Genomic DNA, 16,412 nt, shown 5'->3' with positions numbered 1-16,412 from the left:
CCGAGTGAAACGGTGAAAAAAAGGTGGCGAAACTAGCCGCCACCAGTTATTTTCAGGATACCACGCCATGGTTGATCGGCCAAAGATTACACTGTAAACAGTGGGTCTGCTACAGCTGGATCGGTATCATAAATGTTGAAATCATGACCAACGCCCAGCCCTTGTTCCATCAGCATGTTTGCCACGGTGATATGCGCCAACGCTTTGACGTTATTATGTGGTGACAGATGGCCCAGGTAAACACGCTTCGTGTGCGGACCCATCACATCCATTAAGGCATTGGCGCCATCTTCGTTGGAGAGGTGACCCGTATCGCCGATGATTCGCTGCTTCAACGACCAAGGATACGGACCCGTACGTAACATCTCGAGGTCGTGATTGCATTCCATCACATATGCGTCGGCATCCCGAATCGTTCCTTCCACACGGTCGGAAACATAGCCCGTATCAGTCACAATCGCAAACCGCTTGCCTGCATGGTAGAACTGGTAAAATTGCGCAGCGGCGGCGTCATGAGAAACCCCAAAGCTTTCCACATCGAGGTCCCCCAAGCTCATCGTTGCCCCTTCTTCAAAGACGCGTAAGCGCTCTTGTGGCAACTTGCCCACTGATTTGGGCAATGCCGCGAAGGTCGGTGCGTTGGCGTAAACCATCAATTGGGGATACCGTCGTGCTAAGACACCAAGTCCGGCACAATGATCTGTGTGCTCATGGGTGATAAAAAGACTATCCACATCGGCAAGATCACGGTTGATGCTCTTCATCAAGGCGGCCAGTTTCTTGCCTGATAATCCGGCGTCGACTAAGACCTTATGGCCTGGTGTTTCGATATATGTCGCGTTACCCGAGCTAGAGCTCGCAAGTACGCTGACCCTTAGGCCAAAATCTTCTGTCATGAATCTGCCTCTTTCATGTTACTCCGCCGTTTTCACCACAGTTTTAGTGATGGCGTTTAAATGTTTAATCGTGACTGTTTTACTGCCGGCAGGCTGAACGCCAACCAGCCACATCGGCACATACACGGTACTGCCCTTGGCATCGAGTAGGTAGCTATAGGCAAGCTTCGTCCAAACCACCTTGGCGTTGTTCGTTAACTCGTTATCGCGATACAACGTGATGATCGCGTCTTGCTCACTACACAGGCTAACGTTACTGCGCAACACCCGCAGTGTTTCGATGTAGGTTTGTGTGTACCCGATGAGTCGCGAATCGCTAAAACTGAACACCAGCTGGGCCCGTCTGTCATAGACTAACTTACCACTATTTTGGGCAAAGACGATGTGATTGCCGCTAGATAGCCCAGGGGCGTACTCGTATTGATCGCCAAACCGTACGTTGCTACTAGTCTTCACCCAATTCTTGAGAAAGCGGACCCGGTCAGCACGCTTCACGGTTTCTGGCGTCACCAGCTGCGAATGTAGCGTCAAAATCTTACTGCCTGAATAGGTGATGGTTTGGTTCGTCAATGCCTGCTGACTGCTCCGTAAGGCAACATTCCGTTGACTCGATAGATAACCACCAGTGGGCGCTTTTTTGCTCAGCTTGGGCACTTTAATCTGATCTCGGCGGATATCTGCCATGATCTCACTATTGCCACTGCGGGTCGTCGCCAGGCTGACCTGATGATTTTGGAAATAGCTGATGCCTAAGAAGATATTGAGCCCGATAAAGACAATCAAGAAAATCGATTCGATTCGGCGAAAATCCATCAGCGCCCCTCCTTAGTTAGCCTTTGCCTGTGGTGCCGTCTGCGTCGTCGCCTTGGTCTGTAGTGTCAGCCAATCCGTGTAACTGCGATACTCGTTATTAATCTCGACAAAATAGGTCGGCGTTAACGTCACCAGTTGGCTATTCTCCCCTTGCTTGGCCCAGTTATAGCCCAGCGTCACATCTTGAATCTGCGATTGTGGGTAACCTGCCTCCCGTAACCTAGCCAATAACGTCGCCGTGCTGGGTAGTGTAACCCGTGGTTGCTTCGTCGGAATTGGCACGGTGAGGTTATTGCTCGAAAAAGTCATTTGCAACCCACTGCTGGTCACGGCTACTGCGACGCGTCCATAATAATCCGAATTGAAAATCGGGAGCCCTTGCGCGTAAGAACGGAAGGTCACGGTTTGGCCGGCCGCATCGTACCCGGCATAACGCATATAGGTAAGCCCCGTTAACCCCAGGCTACCAACAGCCGTGTAGGCCCGACTCAGAATTTTCGCCATGCCGCCACTCGGATTGGTGGCCGCCGCGTCCTCAAACGCCATCACGCCAGTTTCCATTGTCTCCGTCAGGCGATAATCCGAACCGGCGGTATACACGGTCTCCCCGCCGATTTCCCGTGAGTCAACAGCGCTGGTTTCCTGAGTCGGAATCAACTGGGCCACATAATGGTTGGCGCTTTGCTGATCCAATAAATACAAGTAAGGCTGCACCCGAATCGCGGTGCGGTAGTCGGCAATCTCTCGCGTCCCCAACCGAACCTCAGTGACTGGGTAGCCCTGATCTTGACCGGTAGCGATTATTTTCCGAATCCCATCCTTGGTCACGTTACTCAAGGTGCCGATGCGCATCGTCCTCGTTGCGTCATCAATCAGATGTAACCGAGTGGTCGTCGCCCCTAGTGTTACCACCAAGCGGTTGAACTTGAACTCCGGGTTAGTGCCAGCTGCGCGGTGCTTGAAAAAGGTGCGGTCAAACGTCGAAAAGGTAATACTGGTTGGATAAACCAGCTGAAGGGTGTCAGGCATCGTCAGTTGCGCCTCGAAGTTTGCTGAAGACAAGGTCGCAGCTTTCGATAGTTTGCCCAACTGCCAATTCCGCATTTTTGACCGCAACTGTTGCGTCACCATCTGGTCGTTGATCAACAACTGATACTTTTGGTGTTGGCCCTGATAATAGGCCGTGTTAGGCGCGTAAACTAGGGCTTTTTGCTTAGCCACATTTGGATCCGCCTTGGTTTTCACGGCCACCGTCGCCTGCTGACTGCCAAGCCGTGAGGGGTTTTGCCAAATCAGCCACGTGAACACAAGGCTGATCGTGATCATCAAGATGAGGCTTATTCGTAATAACCAGCCGCTAAGCTTCATCCCAATCACCTCCAGTGGCTAGTGGTTCATAGGGGAGCGAAATGTAGAAAGTACTACCCCGGCCTTCGCGAGAATCAACCCAGATGCGGCCGCCAAGTGATTCGACAACCTCCTTGGAAATGGCTAAGCCCAACCCGGTCCCGCCTTGCTTGCGAGAGCGCGCCTTGTCGACACGATAGAAGCGATCGAATACCTTGTTAATGTCTTGGCGCGGAATCCCCAAGCCTTGATCGGTAATGGACAAGATGACGTGGTTGTGGGTCTCTAATAACCGAGCCGTGATCGTTCCCCCATCGGGACTGTATTTAATCGCATTGTTCATGATGTTATCGATTACCTGCATAAACTTATCCTGATCGATTTCGACCCACAAGTCTCGCTTGGTAATCTCGCGCCGAATTTTGTACTGTTTCTTCTTCCCGTTCGGCTGAGGTAACGGTTGCGTCTCACCAGCCCGTTCGTTATCCGTTTTGAGCATCATGTCGAACCGGTCGAGAACATAGTTAAAAAACTCGTTGAGGTTGACGGTTTCTAACTCCAGCTTACTGGTGCCTGAATCCATTCGAGACAACGCCAATAAGTCGTTAATCATGCGGATCATGCGGTCGGTTTCTTCTTGCGTCACCTTGAGAAACTGTGGCGCAATGGTTGGATCCTGCCAGGCACCATCGTTCAACGCCTCGATGTATGAACGCATCGAGGTCAACGGCGTGCGCAACTCGTGTGACACATTCGACACAAATTCGCGCCGCTCACGCTCGTTTTTCTGTTGCTCGGTGACATCGTGCAGAACCGCGACTAACCCAGAAATAAACCCAGTCTCGCGTTGAATCAGCGAAAAATCGGCCCGTAGAATCAACTCGTGATCACTTTGGGCGGTGAAGTCGAGTAACAGCTCCTGTTGATTCTCCAGCAAATCCCGTAACGTGTAATCGGAATCGATGTGCAAAAGCCGCAGAATCGATACCCCGATGACGTCTTCGTTTTTGGTGTTCAAAAAGTCCAGCGCCATCTCGTTAATGATGATGACATTGCCTCGACGATCGGTGGCAATCACCCCGTCGGTCATGTGGGCTAAGACGGAATCGAGTCGCCGGCGCTCGGCTTCGCTCGCTTCTTGCGCCTCTTCCACCCGCACACTTAAGTTGTTAACGGCGACGGCCAGCTGCCCCAACTCGTCTTGCCCGTAAATCCGGACCTGGCCGGAGTAATCGCCGCGAGCCATCCGAATGGCCTGCTTCTTCATTTCGTCGATTGGCCGCGTGATTGCCCGCGAAATCACGATGGAGATCAGGGTGCCCAGCATCGCCGCCACCGCACTGGCAATCCAGAAAATACGCACGATTTTGTTGATGTTGTCGTAGACCGAATCCATATTCGCGGTGATCACAATGGCCCCGGTCACTGAGCTGCCATCCCCAGTTGAGTTCGGATTTTTTACCGGGATAATCTTCGTGTAAATCGAGCCACTGCCCTGATTATAGGAATAGCCTTCATATTGCTGGCCGTTATACAGCACCGCCTTCACGTTCGTCGAGGCCGACTTCTGACCGACCCCACTTTGATCGTTGATGTTGCTGTTGGCCCGAATTGTTCCCTTTGCGTCGACCACTTGAATCTCGGCAGAATTGGTGATGTCAGCCTGACTGATGGTGCCTTTAATATCAGAATTTGCCGTCGTCGTATCAGTGCGCACCAAATCAGAGGCCAGTTTTTCTTGGATGTACGGATCAACGGTCACACTAGTTTTAAAGGTATCGATGTTTTGCTGCTCCAACGACTTCACAAAATACGCGCCAATGATTTCGACCGTTACTAGCAGTAACAGGATGAACACTAGCGCGATTTTAAAGTGAATCGATTGGAAAAACCGGATCTTCTTGTTCATCTTCAGGGCTCCAAGGCGGACACGTGGCTAGCCGCGGATAGATTATTCGGCTGCCGGATTCTTGAGGTAATACCCAACACCACGCCGAGTCACTAACCACTCTGGGTGGGAAGGGTTGTCTTCGATTTTTTCGCGCAGACGGCGGACAGTCACGTCAACTGTCCGGACGTCACCGAAGTAGTCATAGCCCCAAACCGTTTGCAATAAATGCTCACGAGTCATCACTTGGCCTAGGTGCCGTGCTAAGTAATGCAGTAGCTCGAACTCGCGATGCGTGAGCTCGATCTTAGTGCCCCGTTTCGTGACGGTATAAGCGTCGGGGTGAATCGTCAAATCCCCGACCGTTAATTCCTTGTTCTCGTTATCGACTGGCTCTGCAGCCACGCCACTGCGCCGCAGGTTGGCTTTGACCCGGGCCACCAGCTCTCGGTTACTGAAGGGCTTGGTGACATAGTCATCCGCGCCTAACTCCAAACCAAGTACCTTATCGATTTCGGAGTCTTTGGCGGTCAGCATGATAATTGGCGTGTCGTGATCCTTGCGCACTTGCCGCGCGACCTCGAGGCCATCGATTTTAGGGAGCATGAGGTCTAACAAAATCAGGTCGGGATTTTCTTCGTTCACTTTGGCCAACGCTTCTTCGCCGTCAAAGGCGGTCACCACGTCGTAGCCTTCCTTATTCAGGTTAAATTTAACGATGTCAGAGATGGGTTTTTCATCGTCGACTACCAAGATTTTTTTCGCCATACTGGCCCTCCTTGGTCATAGTTACATATATTATAACGTCAACGCGCGCCCGGGGCAAAGCGGGCCTCCGCGTCGCGTGCAAACCCGGCCGCATTCGCTTACAATGAGGCACAAGGAGGATAGGCATGGAAATTCAAGTCAACGACATTACGCTCCATTACGTTCGGGTAGGAAACGGACAACCTTTGCTATTACTTCACGGCAACGGCGAAGATCACACGATTTTCACCGACCTCATCGCTTTGCTTGCTCGCCACTATACGGTGTACGCCCTTGACAGCCGCGACCACGGCCAGAGCAGCCGCAATGTCCCGATTACTTATCAGCTCATGGCCGATGATGTTTTGGCCTTCACGGCAGCGCTCAACCTGCAGGCCATCAGTCTTGTGGGCTTTTCGGATGGGGCAATTGTGGGCATGCTCGTCGCGAGTCAGCAACCCGCGCTCGTGCATAAGCTGGTCCTCGCCGGTGGCAATCTCACCCCTGCCGGTGTGAAGTGGCACTCACGCCTCGGTGTCCGACTCGCTAACTGGCACAAGCCTAACCCCCTTTTGCATTTAATGATGACTGAACCTAACATCTCGACTTCAGCACTTGCGAACATTACGGCGCAGACCTTCGTCATTGCCGGGGCAAAGGACGTCATCAAGGAAAGCGAGACCCTGAAAATTGCAGGGGCGATTCCCATCAGCATTTTACGGATCGTCCCCGAGGCCACACACAGTTCATACGTCAAAGACAATCAGCAGTTCTACCACTATATCGGCGCCTTCCTCGCCCCCACCGGCACCTTAGATGAATAAAAACTGAATATTTAAATAAAACACTTGCATATTCCTCTGAATGGGTTTATATTCATATAAAATTCATTTCGGGGGTAGTTCATATGCACAAGCTGAAGATTTGGCTCTTGGCCCTGGTGGCCGGACTGGCATTACTCATTGGCGGCACCGCTCAGCAACACGCGGTCCAAGCGGCAGAGACTCAAAGCCGCCTGTCCACCATTCAAAAGCGCGGTTACCTGATTGTCGGCCTGTCTGCCGACTATGCCCCGCTGGAATTTCACGCCACGGTCAACGGCAACGATAAAATCGTCGGTTCCGACGTTAGCCTGGCGGAAAAGATTGCCGCCGATATGGGCGTGAAACTCCAGATCAAAGAAATGGGTTTTAACGCGTTAATTGGCGCGATGAAAACCGGTAAGATCGATCTGATTATTTCTGGCATGTCTGATACCGCCGAACGTGAAAAGGAAGTCTCCTTCTCCAAGTGGTACACCAGCGAGAAGCAGGTCATGGTCATTCAGACGAAGAACAAGGGTAAGTACAAGAACATTGCCGACTTCGATGGCGCCAGCGTCGGCGTTCAAAAGCAAAGCATCCAACAGCAGCTGGCGGAAACGCAGCTACCTGGAGCGGATGTTCACGTGCTCGACAAGGCCAACGACGTCATTGCCCAAGTCTCCACCGGTAAGCTCGAAGCCGGCGTTATGTCGCAAATCATTGCCGACTCCTATGCTGCTCGGACGAAGGGCCTAAGCGTCATCGACCCAGGATTTGCCACTGAGGTCGCCAAGACTTCTGTCGCACTGCCAAAGGGCGACACGGTACTCCAAGCCCAGATCAACAAGTCCATCGATGCCGTGCGCAGCAAGCATTTGTACAAAGGCTACCTTAAAGCTGCGTATAAGCTACAGGACCAAGACCAAAGCTTCTGGGATAAATATCACAGCTATTTCGTCAAAGGCGCGTTGTACACCTTAATTTTCGCCTTGATTACCGTCATCTCTGGGACCATCCTTGGCACGGCATTAGCGCTGATGCGGCGCAGCAAGCTCTGGATTCTTAAAGCCATTGCCGTGGTTTACGTCGAGTTCATTCGTGGCACGCCGCTGATGGTTCAAGCCTTCATCGTCTACTTCGGCACGCAAGTCTTGGGGTTGAACCTGAACGCCTTTGCAGCCGGCGCTGTCGCGATGGGCATCAACTCCGGGGCGTATGTCGCCGAGATCATTCGGTCTGGATTAAACTCCGTACCAATCGGCCAAACCGAAGCTGCACGTTCACTCGGCCTGTCCGGTGGCCAAACCACGCGTTACGTCATTCTCCCGCAAGCCGTGAAAAACATCTGGCCAGCTTTGGGTAATGAATTCGTCACGGTCATCAAGGAAAGTTCCGTGCTGTCCGTCATCGGCGCTACCGAGTTGATGTTTGAAGGGACCAACGTTCAAGGCGCATCGTTCAAGCCATTCCTGCCGATGATCATTGTCGCGTTGATTTACTTCGCGATGACCTTCGTCTTCTCCCGGATTCTTGGCTTTATTGAAAAGAAATTTAACTAAACCAGCGGCGGCGGCAAGCCGCCTTTGGTCTGTCACTACACAAATTGGAGGAATTAACTGATGACTGGCAAAATCGTTTTGGCATACTCTGGCGGCTTGGATACATCTGTGGCCATTCCGTGGCTACAAGACAAGGGTTACGACGTGATCGCCGTGTGTCTCAACGTGGGCCAACCCGGCGCGGACATGACCTTCATCCAACAAAAGGCCCTCAAGGTAGGCGCAATTCAAAGCTATGCCATCGACGCCCAAGATGAATTTGCCAACGAATACGTCGCCCCAGTCATCAAGGCCAACGCGCTTTATGAAGGCGACTACCCACTCGTATCGGCCTTGTCGCGCCCATTGATCATCGCCCACCTCGTTAAGATTGCGCACGAACAAGGTGCCGTCGCCATCGCGCATGGCTCCACTGGTAAGGGCAACGACCAGGTTCGGTTTGAGGCCGCCATCCACGCCTTGGATCCTGAATTAAAAATCGAAGACCCAATTCGTGACTTTCACTGGTCTCGTGAAGAAGAAATTGATTACGCCAAGGATCATAACGTCCCGGTGCCCATCGGCAAGAAGTCACCGTATTCCATCGACGCCAATCTTTGGGGGCGCGCCAATGAAGCGGGTATTTTGGAAAATCCTTGGAATCAAGCTCCTGATGACGCGTGGGGCATGACCGTTTCCCCCGAAGCAGCTCCGGATGCGCCAACTTACATCGACCTAACATTTGAGCAAGGCCTCCCCGTCGCAATTAATGGCCAGACACAACCCCTGGCCGACCTGATTAAGGCCTTGAACAAGCTTGCTGGCGACAACGGTATCGGTCGCATCGATAAGATCGAAAACCGGATGGTCGGCATCAAGTCCCGCGAAGTCTACGAGGCCCCGGCCGCTGCCGTCATCATGACCGCTCACCACGAGCTGGAAAACCTCACACTCGAACGTGACGTTGCCCACTACAAGCCACTCATTGAACAACAACTCACCAACATGATCTACGAGGCCAAGTGGATTACCCCGCTCTTCGACAGTCTGATGGCCTTTATTGACGACACGCAGAAGGTCGTCAACGGCGTGGTTAAAATGAAGCTGTACAAAGGCTCAGCCGTACCGGTTGCACGCCAGTCTGAGACGAATTCCCTGTATGACGAAAACCTGGCGACTTATACCAGTGCCGACACCTTCGATCAAGAGGCTGCAGCCGGCTTCATCAAGTTGTGGACGCTGCCGGCCACCGTTTATGAAGAAGTCAACCACGTCCACTCCCAGAAACCGGAGGACAAATAATGACCGACAAGCTCTGGGGCGGCCGGTTTACTGCCAAAGCGGCGGAATGGGTCGATCAATTCGGTGCGTCAATCAGCTTTGACCAGCAAATGGCTGCCGAAGACCTCGAAGGGTCCTTAGCCCACGTCGCCATGCTTGGCAAACAAGGAATCATCCCTCAAGCCGACGCCGCTGCCATCACTGCTGGCCTCCATACCCTTCAAGCTAAGCTGGCAGCCGGTGAGCTCAAGTTCACCGTGGCCAACGAGGACATTCACTTGAACATGGAGAGCCTACTCACCAAGGAAATCGGTCCAGTTGCAGGCAAATTACATACCGCCCGCTCGCGAAATGACCAAGTAGCCACCGATTTTCACCTGTGGCTCAAGCACCGCTTGCCGGAGCTGCTTAAAGCATTAACGAATCTGCAAACCGTATTGGTGGAAAAAGCGGAACAGCACGCCGGCACCATCATGCCTGGGTATACCCACCTACAACACGCCCAGCCCATCACCTATGGCCATTACCTACTCGCATACTTCGAAATGTTCCAGCGCGACTATGAACGTTTCTCGTTCAATCAACAACATACCGATATGCTGCCGTTAGGGGCAGCCGCATTGGCGGGGACGACTTTTCCCATCGACCGTGAAGCAGTGGCCAAGACGTTAGGCTTCTCAAGCGTGTACCACAATTCATTGGACGCGGTGTCCGATCGTGATTTTGCCTTAGAGTTTCTCAGCAATGCCGCGATTCTGATGCAACACTTGTCACGGCTGGCTGAGGAGTTAATTCTGTGGTGCACTTACGAGTTCAACTACGTCGAGATGGCTGACAGTTTTGCGACGGGTAGCTCAATTATGCCGCAGAAGAAAAATGCGGACTTTGCCGAATTGACTCGCGGCAAAACCGGTCGGGTCTACGGCGCGTTGATGGGCCTGTTAACCACCATGAAGGCCTTACCGCTGGCTTACAACAAGGATATGCAGGAAGACAAGGAGCCAGTATTCGACGCTTATACGACGATTCTCGGCTCTGTGCATATCTTTGCCGGCATGTTAGAAAGTCTCACCGTTCATGAAACCCGGATGCATGATGCAACGACGAACGACTTTTCTAACGCCACCGAACTCGCGGATTATCTCGCCACCAAAGGCGTCCCGTTCCGCCAGGCACATGCCATCGTCGGCGAGCTGGTGCTCAAGGGGATCAAAACCCACACCACCTTGCAAGAAATGCCACTACCTGAACTCCAAGCCGCAGCCCCACAAATCGAGGCCGACGTGTATGCCGAGTTAAGCAGTGAGGCTGCCGTCAACCGCCGGACTAGTCTTGGTGGCACGGCGGTGACCAATGTGATCAAAGAAGTTGCCCGCGCCAAGGAGTGCCTTGCTGACCGGTAACTTTCCCAAAAGCAAACCAACGCCTTCGCGGAATTGCGAAGGCGTTGGTTTTTGCGTACTACGGGAGATACATTTGTGTCAGTTGCACTGTCGCGCTAAGCAATGGTTTACCCATCGCACTATTGTTCATCACGATCACGGCATCCTGACCATTGTGGCTAATTCGCATGTGAGACTGAAACCCATATCCGTACCCGTTAGCGGCATCCACGGTCCGGTGATACAGCCCCCCGCCATAGGTGCTTACACTTCCGGGTGTGAATAAAGTCTGCTTCTCGGCAGGGGTCAGTAGCTTGGTTTGGATAGCAGCTTCTACGCGATACAAATCGGCAACATCCATATATACTTGGCCGGTACCCAGCTCCGCATGCGCCAACGCCGCACCCGTAACAAACGGTCGACCGGGTCGCTGCGTGGCAGGGACAAAGTGATACCCCGTCGCCATATCGGCAGTCGGCGTTTCGTAGGCAAAGCGTGTGTGCGTCAGATGAAGGGGTGTACTGAAGGTGGTAGCAAAGAGCTGGGCGTATGTTTGCCCGGTGAGTTTAATCAATATCCCGCTCAGCAAGACGAAGTTGAGCCCACTGTAATGCCAGGTCCCGTTGCCGGTGGCAGTCTGTTTTGCTTCGGCGACGGCGTGATTAACCACCCCAAGGTCATCGTGGTACGGTGCCGGCCGAAAGTCTTTGGGATAGGTCAATCCCGATGTCATATCCAACAGTTGCCGGATCGTAATTCCCCGGCTATTTGGCGCCTTCGGGAAAAACCGGTGGAGCGTGGTGGTCATCCGTAGTTTGCCAGCGCGAATCTGACGCATCACCATGACCGCCGTCATCACCTTTTGAATCGAGTCGATTTCATACATCGTCGTCGCCGTAACAGGTTGCCGCGTCGCGATGTTCGCCATCCCGTGTGTGTATAAGCCAGCCACTCGTCCTTTGTGCATCACAAGTGCAGTCCCAGTGAACCCGATTGGCGATAGGGTCGCCTGGAGCTGGTGGTCGATGGTTGGATTTGTCTGTGGCCTAACCGAAGTCCGACTTGTCGACTGCACCCGACTGACGACCCGTGGCGAGCTCGATTCCACCTGGTGTTGACTGGTCTGAGCCCGACCTGCATGGATCCAGAAACCTGCCCCAACTAAAACGATCAACAGTGCGGCAACCCCGCAGATGCGCCCCCAACGTAGGTGACGTTTAGGCGTATGCCGATATTGACGCATGCCTACCACCCCCTAGTTTGGCGTTGCCATGCCTGCGAGTAGTACCGACTACGCAGGTGGTAGTCGTGCACATTTGGTGCATGGACAAACTGGCGCATGGTGGTATCAACACGAACCCAGCCCGCCCAACCAAGGTGAATAGTGTCTTGCATGAAGAAAGGCCGGTTGCCATCGTTGCTCAAGTTAAGGACGCGATTGAAGCCTTGAGTGCGTAGCTGGGCCTGGACCTTATTGGCTGCGCGGCGAACCATCGGCAGCGACAGCCCTGTATATCGCGCCCACCGCTGGTTGATCGGCGGAATCACGAACTGAACGTCAATGTGATTCTCGGCGAACTGTTGAAGCAGCAACTGGAAGTCGCCATACTCCGGCGAGCTCAGGTAGTCAAAATGCTTCTGGCTACCGCGTAAAGCGCGTAATTTGCCACCGCCAAGGCGCCGAGCAAAGAAATGGTTGTCAATGCCCAAGCGGTTATTCGTCGTATGTGCACGGCCAATTTTTTCAGCCAAGGCGGTTAATGATTCCGGAGTGGCTTGGGTTGGCAGCTGCCGAACCCCCGCCTCAATCCGCCGCCGATGATCAATCAAATGGAATCGGGAGAACAGCCCATCTTCGTTGCGCAACAACTGCTGATGAAGACGAAGCTGCCACCTCAGCCACGCGTTAGGGCGGTGGCCCTTGGCAATAGCCGCGGTGGCCGCGGCAACGGTGCCACTGTCCCGCACACTTGGCATCTTTAACAAACGCTTAGCGGCGTACCTGTCCCCGACGTTATGAGGGTTTGCCTGCCGCAACCAGGTCATCATCTGCAACGGAGAATAATAGAACCCGAACGCATCCGGTCGCTGCCCTTGTGGCGTGAACCACTGCAGGGACAAGATCACGACTGCTTTTTTCCCTCGCAGTTCAGGTAGACTGCTTTGATCGGTGACAAAATGCGTCAGCGATTGCGTTCCGGCAGCGCCCAGCAGAAAGGGCTTAGGCTGATGATACTTCTCAGCGTACACGGCTGGGTGGAACGGATCCATTCGGGCAAGCTCACTGGAGCCGAATAACGGTAAGTAACCGTCTGCAAAAGCCTGGTCTTTAATGCGTTCTCCGGCCAACACATTCGGCGCCATGGACACCGCGGCTTGATCAACGGTCCCAGCTGATAATGCGCCCCAGTGCCACGGCACCAAAAGCAAGGTGGCCACCATTGCAGCAGCCACCAGAATCGGCCCGAAGATTTGCCACAGGCGCTTGGTCATGCGTTTAATGCCTCCGCTTGGCTGATGATTTTGGCCGGGGTGTTCCACGCATTACGATCAAATTCCGAAACCGGCACCGTAATACCGAGTTGATCTTGAAGTTCGAGTAACAGCTGAACGGTATCCATTGAATCCAACAACGCGGTTTCAAATAAATCATCGTCGAGGTGCGTGCTTAAATCCTCACCTGTGAGTTCTTGTAAAATAGCCAATACTGTTTGTTTAATCTCCATGATACCCTCCTAAATTAACGAAACGGTCCAAACCACAACTGGTTCAAAAAGCCTGAGAAAATCAAGAAACTAAAGCAGACCACATTGAACGTGATGACAACCGCCAGTGCTTGTGTCCACCGATTATGAGGCAGTTGTTGGCGATGCTTTTTCTTAAAGCGCAACCAGCTGTCATTGAGAATGATGGCTCCGGCGTGAAACAGTCCATAGACGATGTAATACCACGTTACGCCGTGCCAGAAACCCATGACCAAGAAGTTGATCAAATAAGCAATCTGACTGAGGTGAATGCGATTTTTCACCAGCTTGTGCTTCATCATAAAAAACGTGACACGCATAAAGACAAAGTCGCGGAACCAAAACGACAGCGACATATGCCAACGATTCCAGAACTCCTTGATATTCGGAGAAGCAAACGGCTTGTTGAAGTTGACTGGCGTCTGAATGCCCAACAGATAGCTGGTTCCCACCGCAAACAGGCTGTAGCCGGCAAAATCAAAGAATAGATACATGCTATAAACATACATGTACACGACCAACGCCCAAGACAGCCCCAGAAAGGCGCCATGGTGATGCAAGGCAATCCGCCCCACTTGCGGTAGCATCACGGTGCCAAAGAAATACCCGAGGATAAATTTATACAGGAAACCAAGGAAGATATTGTGCACCCCTTTGGCAACCATGTCTCCATACGCTGCTCGACTAGGGACGCTTTCTGCATCCTTGGTGAACCGGCGAAAGCGATCAATGGGGCCGCTAGAAATGATTGGAAAGAAAATCAGAAACCGGAGAAACTGCCAGGTCGTAAAGGACTTAATCGTGCCGTCCCGCAACTCCATGACCATTTGTACGGCCTTAAAGGTCAAGTAACTAATACCTAAAAAGCCAAGTAGCGAAGGTGATTTAGAAAACAACGGCGTCAGCTTCACAATCACCAACGGCGCAATCGCCGCCAAAACCGCCACGACGAATACCCAAGTGTGATTGTGCGCACGCCGGTAGCGCCGATAACCCGTGACGACTAGCCACTCGATAACCAAGTACACCAATAAGGCCACGCCTTCGTGCCACTTCGTCCCGGTGAACATCAAGATAATGAAGCCCAACCCCACCACGGTTTCGTAGCGGTGGAGACGCACCCCGTGGCTCAAGGCAATCATGATGGGTAAAAAAGCCACAAACAGGTAGGCAAAATACAGCGGATTAGTATAAGGCTGCAAATTGATCATGAGGCATTGACCTCACTGATCAACTGCTTGATGGCCACCTTCCCGTTTTGCGTCAGCGGTAAAGCATCGCGGTAAATGAATCGCTGTGGCACCATGTAACTCATCATGGTCTGCCCAAGCGCCTGCCGCAATGCCTTGGTCAGCGCAAACTCGCTGTCATAGTCGTTGGCGGCAGGAACGACATAGGCCAGAAGCTGGCTGACCTTATGTGCGGCGTTGTACTTCGGCACCGCCACGGCCTGCTTAATCAGCGGTTCAGCATTGAGGTAGTGATTCACCTCTTCTAGCTCGATTCGGTACCCATTGAGCTTGATTTGAAAATCCGTTCGACCACGATAATGCACCATGCCATCAGCGTCGATTGTGCCCAGATCTCCGGTGGCATACGCCCGACCGGCTGGCGTGTCACTAAACACCGCTACGGTTTTGTCCGGCCGGTTCAAGTAGCCCTTGGCCACACTAGGACCGGCGAGTAGTAATTCACCGGTCAACCTCATGTCCTCTTGCCGTGTCGTCCCCGGGCGCAAGCTAATCGTCGTATCTGGCTTGATCTTGCCGATTGGTAACCGCGGGTATTCCTCAAGCACAGCCGGTGTGATTTGCACGGCCGTCACCGCGACCGTCGCCTCTGTTGGTCCATACGTGTTAAATAACGCCACTTCAGGGAAGCGATCGAGAAGCGTCGCCGCGGTTTGCCGAGTCAGCTCTTCACCGCAAAAAAAGATTTGCTGTAAGGCGGGGTAATGCGCGGCATCAAACGTTGGATCAAGCAAACAGATGTCCATGAATGACGGCGTTGACACCCACACTTGCAAATCAAGCTTGGGCAGTGCCGCAAATAGGGACTTGAGGTTCGCCGTCGTGGCGGCAGGCAGGACCTTCACCACGCCCCCTGCCGTTAAGGTTGGGTATAAGGTCATGACGCTTAGATCAAAGGAGTATGGAGCCTGAGCTAACACACGCGGCCGCGCCGGCAACTGGAAGGTGGCAAACCAGTTCACGAAGCTCAAGAGGTTCGTATGACTAATCTGGACGCCTTTTGGCTGGCCAGTGGTTCCAGAGGTGAAGATGATGTAAAAATTCTCATCCCCCACCACGGGCGTTTGTGGCTGCCGAGGGGCCGTCATCGCCGCTTCTAGCGCCCTGCCGCCTAACACTCGGCCAGGCAACGAGATGGGCAAAGGTTGGACCGCGATCGTCAAAGCTGGCCGCGCGATGTCTGCGATCATCGTCAACCGGTCGTTAGGTGAGTGTGTATCCACCGGGATGTAAGCATGCCCCGCCTTAACACACCCCAGAAAGGTCGCTACGGTGGCAAAGCTTTGATCGGCATACACCATCACTGGCGCCTTTGGAGTCAGCTTTAATTGCCCTAAAGTGGTTGCAATTCCATCACTGGCGGCGAGCAGTTCACCATATGTATGCGTCTGGCCTAATTCATCATAGGCCACCCAATCCGGATGGGTCCGGCCGTAATCCGAAATCGTCTCAATGATATCTGTTAACATGAACGATTGTCCTTCCTTGACTGTGCCGCGAACCGACAAGCCAATTAAAATTCGTTATAAATAAAATGGCTATTGGTCACCCCGCGGTAACTGTAGAGGTACACCAGGCCGAGGATGATGATGAAATACAAAGCGGTATGCCAGATAAATTCTCCGGTAGGGCTGTTCACCCAGCGCCGAATGCTTTGCCACATATTGACGGCTCCTTTCACGGCATAAAAAAACTCAACACCGTGAGTTTACGGTGTTGAGAA

Annotated in this window: 15 protein-coding genes; 4 read left to right on the top strand and 11 right to left on the bottom strand. The window is 52.9% G+C overall.

Annotated features, from left to right (window positions below; genetic code table 11):
* Positions 1 to 86 precede the first annotated feature (86 nt).
* From FD02_RS02575 to yycF, 5 genes are read right to left on the bottom strand one after another with little or no spacing between them, the layout of a single operon-like run.
* Positions 87 to 896 carry an MBL fold metallo-hydrolase gene (locus FD02_RS02575; RefSeq protein ID WP_056950175.1) on the bottom strand — a complete coding sequence of 270 codons (810 nt, stop codon included), beginning with the start codon at positions 894 to 896 and terminating at the stop codon, positions 87 to 89.
* Positions 897 to 914: 18 nt separating this feature from the next.
* Positions 915 to 1,709 carry a two-component system regulatory protein YycI gene (locus FD02_RS02570; protein WP_056950172.1) on the bottom strand — a complete coding sequence of 265 codons (795 nt, stop codon included), beginning with the start codon at positions 1,707 to 1,709 and terminating at the stop codon, positions 915 to 917.
* Between the two features lie 12 nt (positions 1,710 to 1,721).
* Complete coding sequence (locus FD02_RS02565; protein WP_054721607.1) at positions 1,722 to 3,077, bottom strand: YycH family regulatory protein; 1,356 nt, start codon at positions 3,075 to 3,077, stop codon at positions 1,722 to 1,724.
* Positions 3,067 to 4,965: a cell wall metabolism sensor histidine kinase WalK gene (gene walK / locus FD02_RS02560; protein WP_056950169.1), complete on the bottom strand. Its 1,899-nt coding sequence runs from the start codon at positions 4,963 to 4,965 to the stop codon at positions 3,067 to 3,069. The genes FD02_RS02565 and walK overlap by 11 nt, the downstream gene beginning before the upstream one ends.
* Before the next feature lie 42 nt (positions 4,966 to 5,007).
* On the bottom strand, positions 5,008 to 5,712 hold the full coding sequence (gene yycF / locus FD02_RS02555; protein WP_056950166.1) for a response regulator YycF: 705 nt from the start codon (positions 5,710 to 5,712) through the stop codon (positions 5,008 to 5,010).
* 125 nt (positions 5,713 to 5,837) lie between these two features.
* On the opposite strand from yycF, the gene FD02_RS02550 reads away from it, so the two are divergent.
* The 4 genes from FD02_RS02550 (at position 5,838) to argH (ending at position 10,716) form a co-directional block, all read left to right on the top strand.
* Positions 5,838 to 6,515: an alpha/beta fold hydrolase gene (locus FD02_RS02550; protein WP_056950163.1), complete on the top strand. Its 678-nt coding sequence runs from the start codon at positions 5,838 to 5,840 to the stop codon at positions 6,513 to 6,515.
* A gap of 83 nt (positions 6,516 to 6,598) precedes the next feature.
* Positions 6,599 to 8,053, top strand: coding sequence for an ABC transporter substrate-binding protein/permease (locus FD02_RS02545; RefSeq protein WP_056950160.1), 1,455 nt, complete (start codon positions 6,599 to 6,601; stop codon positions 8,051 to 8,053).
* A 60-nt stretch (positions 8,054 to 8,113) separates the two neighbouring features.
* Entirely contained in the window at positions 8,114 to 9,334 is a 1,221-nt protein-coding gene (locus FD02_RS02540) for an argininosuccinate synthase (protein ID WP_054721603.1), read from the top strand.
* Entirely contained in the window at positions 9,334 to 10,716 is a 1,383-nt protein-coding gene (argH, locus tag FD02_RS02535) for an argininosuccinate lyase (protein ID WP_056950157.1), read from the top strand. Before FD02_RS02540 ends, argH begins: the two co-directional genes overlap by 1 nt.
* 58 nt (positions 10,717 to 10,774) lie before the next feature.
* Here the strand turns inward: argH and FD02_RS02530 are convergent, their stop codons facing one another.
* From FD02_RS02530 to FD02_RS11035, 6 genes are all read right to left on the bottom strand, one after another.
* Entirely contained in the window at positions 10,775 to 11,662 is an 888-nt protein-coding gene (locus FD02_RS02530; RefSeq protein ID WP_162255565.1) for a serine hydrolase domain-containing protein, read from the bottom strand.
* A gap of 278 nt (positions 11,663 to 11,940) precedes the next feature.
* A complete protein-coding gene (gene dltD, locus FD02_RS02525; RefSeq protein ID WP_082603279.1) occupies positions 11,941 to 13,188 on the bottom strand; it encodes a D-alanyl-lipoteichoic acid biosynthesis protein DltD in 1,248 nt (415 codons plus the stop codon).
* Entirely contained in the window at positions 13,185 to 13,421 is a 237-nt protein-coding gene (gene dltC / locus FD02_RS02520; protein WP_054721591.1) for a D-alanine--poly(phosphoribitol) ligase subunit DltC, read from the bottom strand. The genes dltD and dltC overlap by 4 nt, the downstream gene beginning before the upstream one ends.
* Positions 13,422 to 13,435: 14 nt before the next feature.
* A complete protein-coding gene (gene dltB, locus FD02_RS02515) occupies positions 13,436 to 14,650 on the bottom strand; it encodes a D-alanyl-lipoteichoic acid biosynthesis protein DltB (protein WP_056950152.1) in 1,215 nt (404 codons plus the stop codon).
* Positions 14,647 to 16,158, bottom strand: a complete 1,512-nt coding sequence (dltA, locus tag FD02_RS02510) for a D-alanine--poly(phosphoribitol) ligase subunit DltA (RefSeq protein WP_054721590.1) — start codon at positions 16,156 to 16,158, stop codon at positions 14,647 to 14,649. Before dltA ends, dltB begins: the two co-directional genes overlap by 4 nt.
* Before the next feature lie 44 nt (positions 16,159 to 16,202).
* The gene (locus FD02_RS11035; RefSeq protein WP_082603278.1) at positions 16,203 to 16,352 is read right to left on the bottom strand and encodes a teichoic acid D-Ala incorporation-associated protein DltX; all 150 of its coding nucleotides are present in this window, start codon (positions 16,350 to 16,352) and stop codon (positions 16,203 to 16,205) included.
* Positions 16,353 to 16,412 lie beyond the last annotated feature (60 nt).

This window comes from Lacticaseibacillus nasuensis JCM 17158 (assembly GCF_001434705.1).
GTDB lineage: Bacteria > Bacillota > Bacilli > Lactobacillales > Lactobacillaceae > Lacticaseibacillus > Lacticaseibacillus nasuensis.
The sequence above is the reverse complement of the archived record's forward strand: the minus strand, read 5'-3'. Positions and strand labels throughout refer to the sequence as shown.

Bases quoted from the DNA above. Each gene is read 5' to 3' on its own strand.
- FD02_RS11035 (WP_082603278.1), bottom strand. From the start codon at position 16,352: ATGTGGCAAAGCATTCGGCGCTGGGTGAACAGCCCTACCGGAGAATTT.
- dltD (WP_082603279.1), bottom strand. From the start codon at position 13,188: ATGACCAAGCGCCTGTGGCAAATCTTCGGGCCGATTCTGGTGGCTGCT.
- FD02_RS02530 (WP_162255565.1), bottom strand. From the start codon at position 11,662: ATGCACAAAGGACGAGTGGCTGGCTTATACACACACGGGATGGCGAAC.
- FD02_RS02540 (WP_054721603.1), top strand. From the start codon at position 8,114: ATGACTGGCAAAATCGTTTTGGCATACTCTGGCGGCTTGGATACATCT.
- dltB (WP_056950152.1), bottom strand. From the start codon at position 14,650: ATGATCAATTTGCAGCCTTATACTAATCCGCTGTATTTTGCCTACCTG.
- FD02_RS02545 (WP_056950160.1), top strand. From the start codon at position 6,599: ATGCACAAGCTGAAGATTTGGCTCTTGGCCCTGGTGGCCGGACTGGCA.
- argH (WP_056950157.1), top strand. From the start codon at position 9,334: ATGACCGACAAGCTCTGGGGCGGCCGGTTTACTGCCAAAGCGGCGGAA.
- FD02_RS02565 (WP_054721607.1), bottom strand. From the start codon at position 3,077: ATGAAGCTTAGCGGCTGGTTATTACGAATAAGCCTCATCTTGATGATC.
- dltC (WP_054721591.1), bottom strand. From the start codon at position 13,421: ATGGAGATTAAACAAACAGTATTGGCTATTTTACAAGAACTCACAGGT.
- FD02_RS02570 (WP_056950172.1), bottom strand. From the start codon at position 1,709: ATGGATTTTCGCCGAATCGAATCGATTTTCTTGATTGTCTTTATCGGG.
- walK (WP_056950169.1), bottom strand. From the start codon at position 4,965: ATGAACAAGAAGATCCGGTTTTTCCAATCGATTCACTTTAAAATCGCG.
- yycF (WP_056950166.1), bottom strand. From the start codon at position 5,712: ATGGCGAAAAAAATCTTGGTAGTCGACGATGAAAAACCCATCTCTGAC.
- FD02_RS02550 (WP_056950163.1), top strand. From the start codon at position 5,838: ATGGAAATTCAAGTCAACGACATTACGCTCCATTACGTTCGGGTAGGA.
- dltA (WP_054721590.1), bottom strand. From the start codon at position 16,158: ATGTTAACAGATATCATTGAGACGATTTCGGATTACGGCCGGACCCAT.
- FD02_RS02575 (WP_056950175.1), bottom strand. From the start codon at position 896: ATGACAGAAGATTTTGGCCTAAGGGTCAGCGTACTTGCGAGCTCTAGC.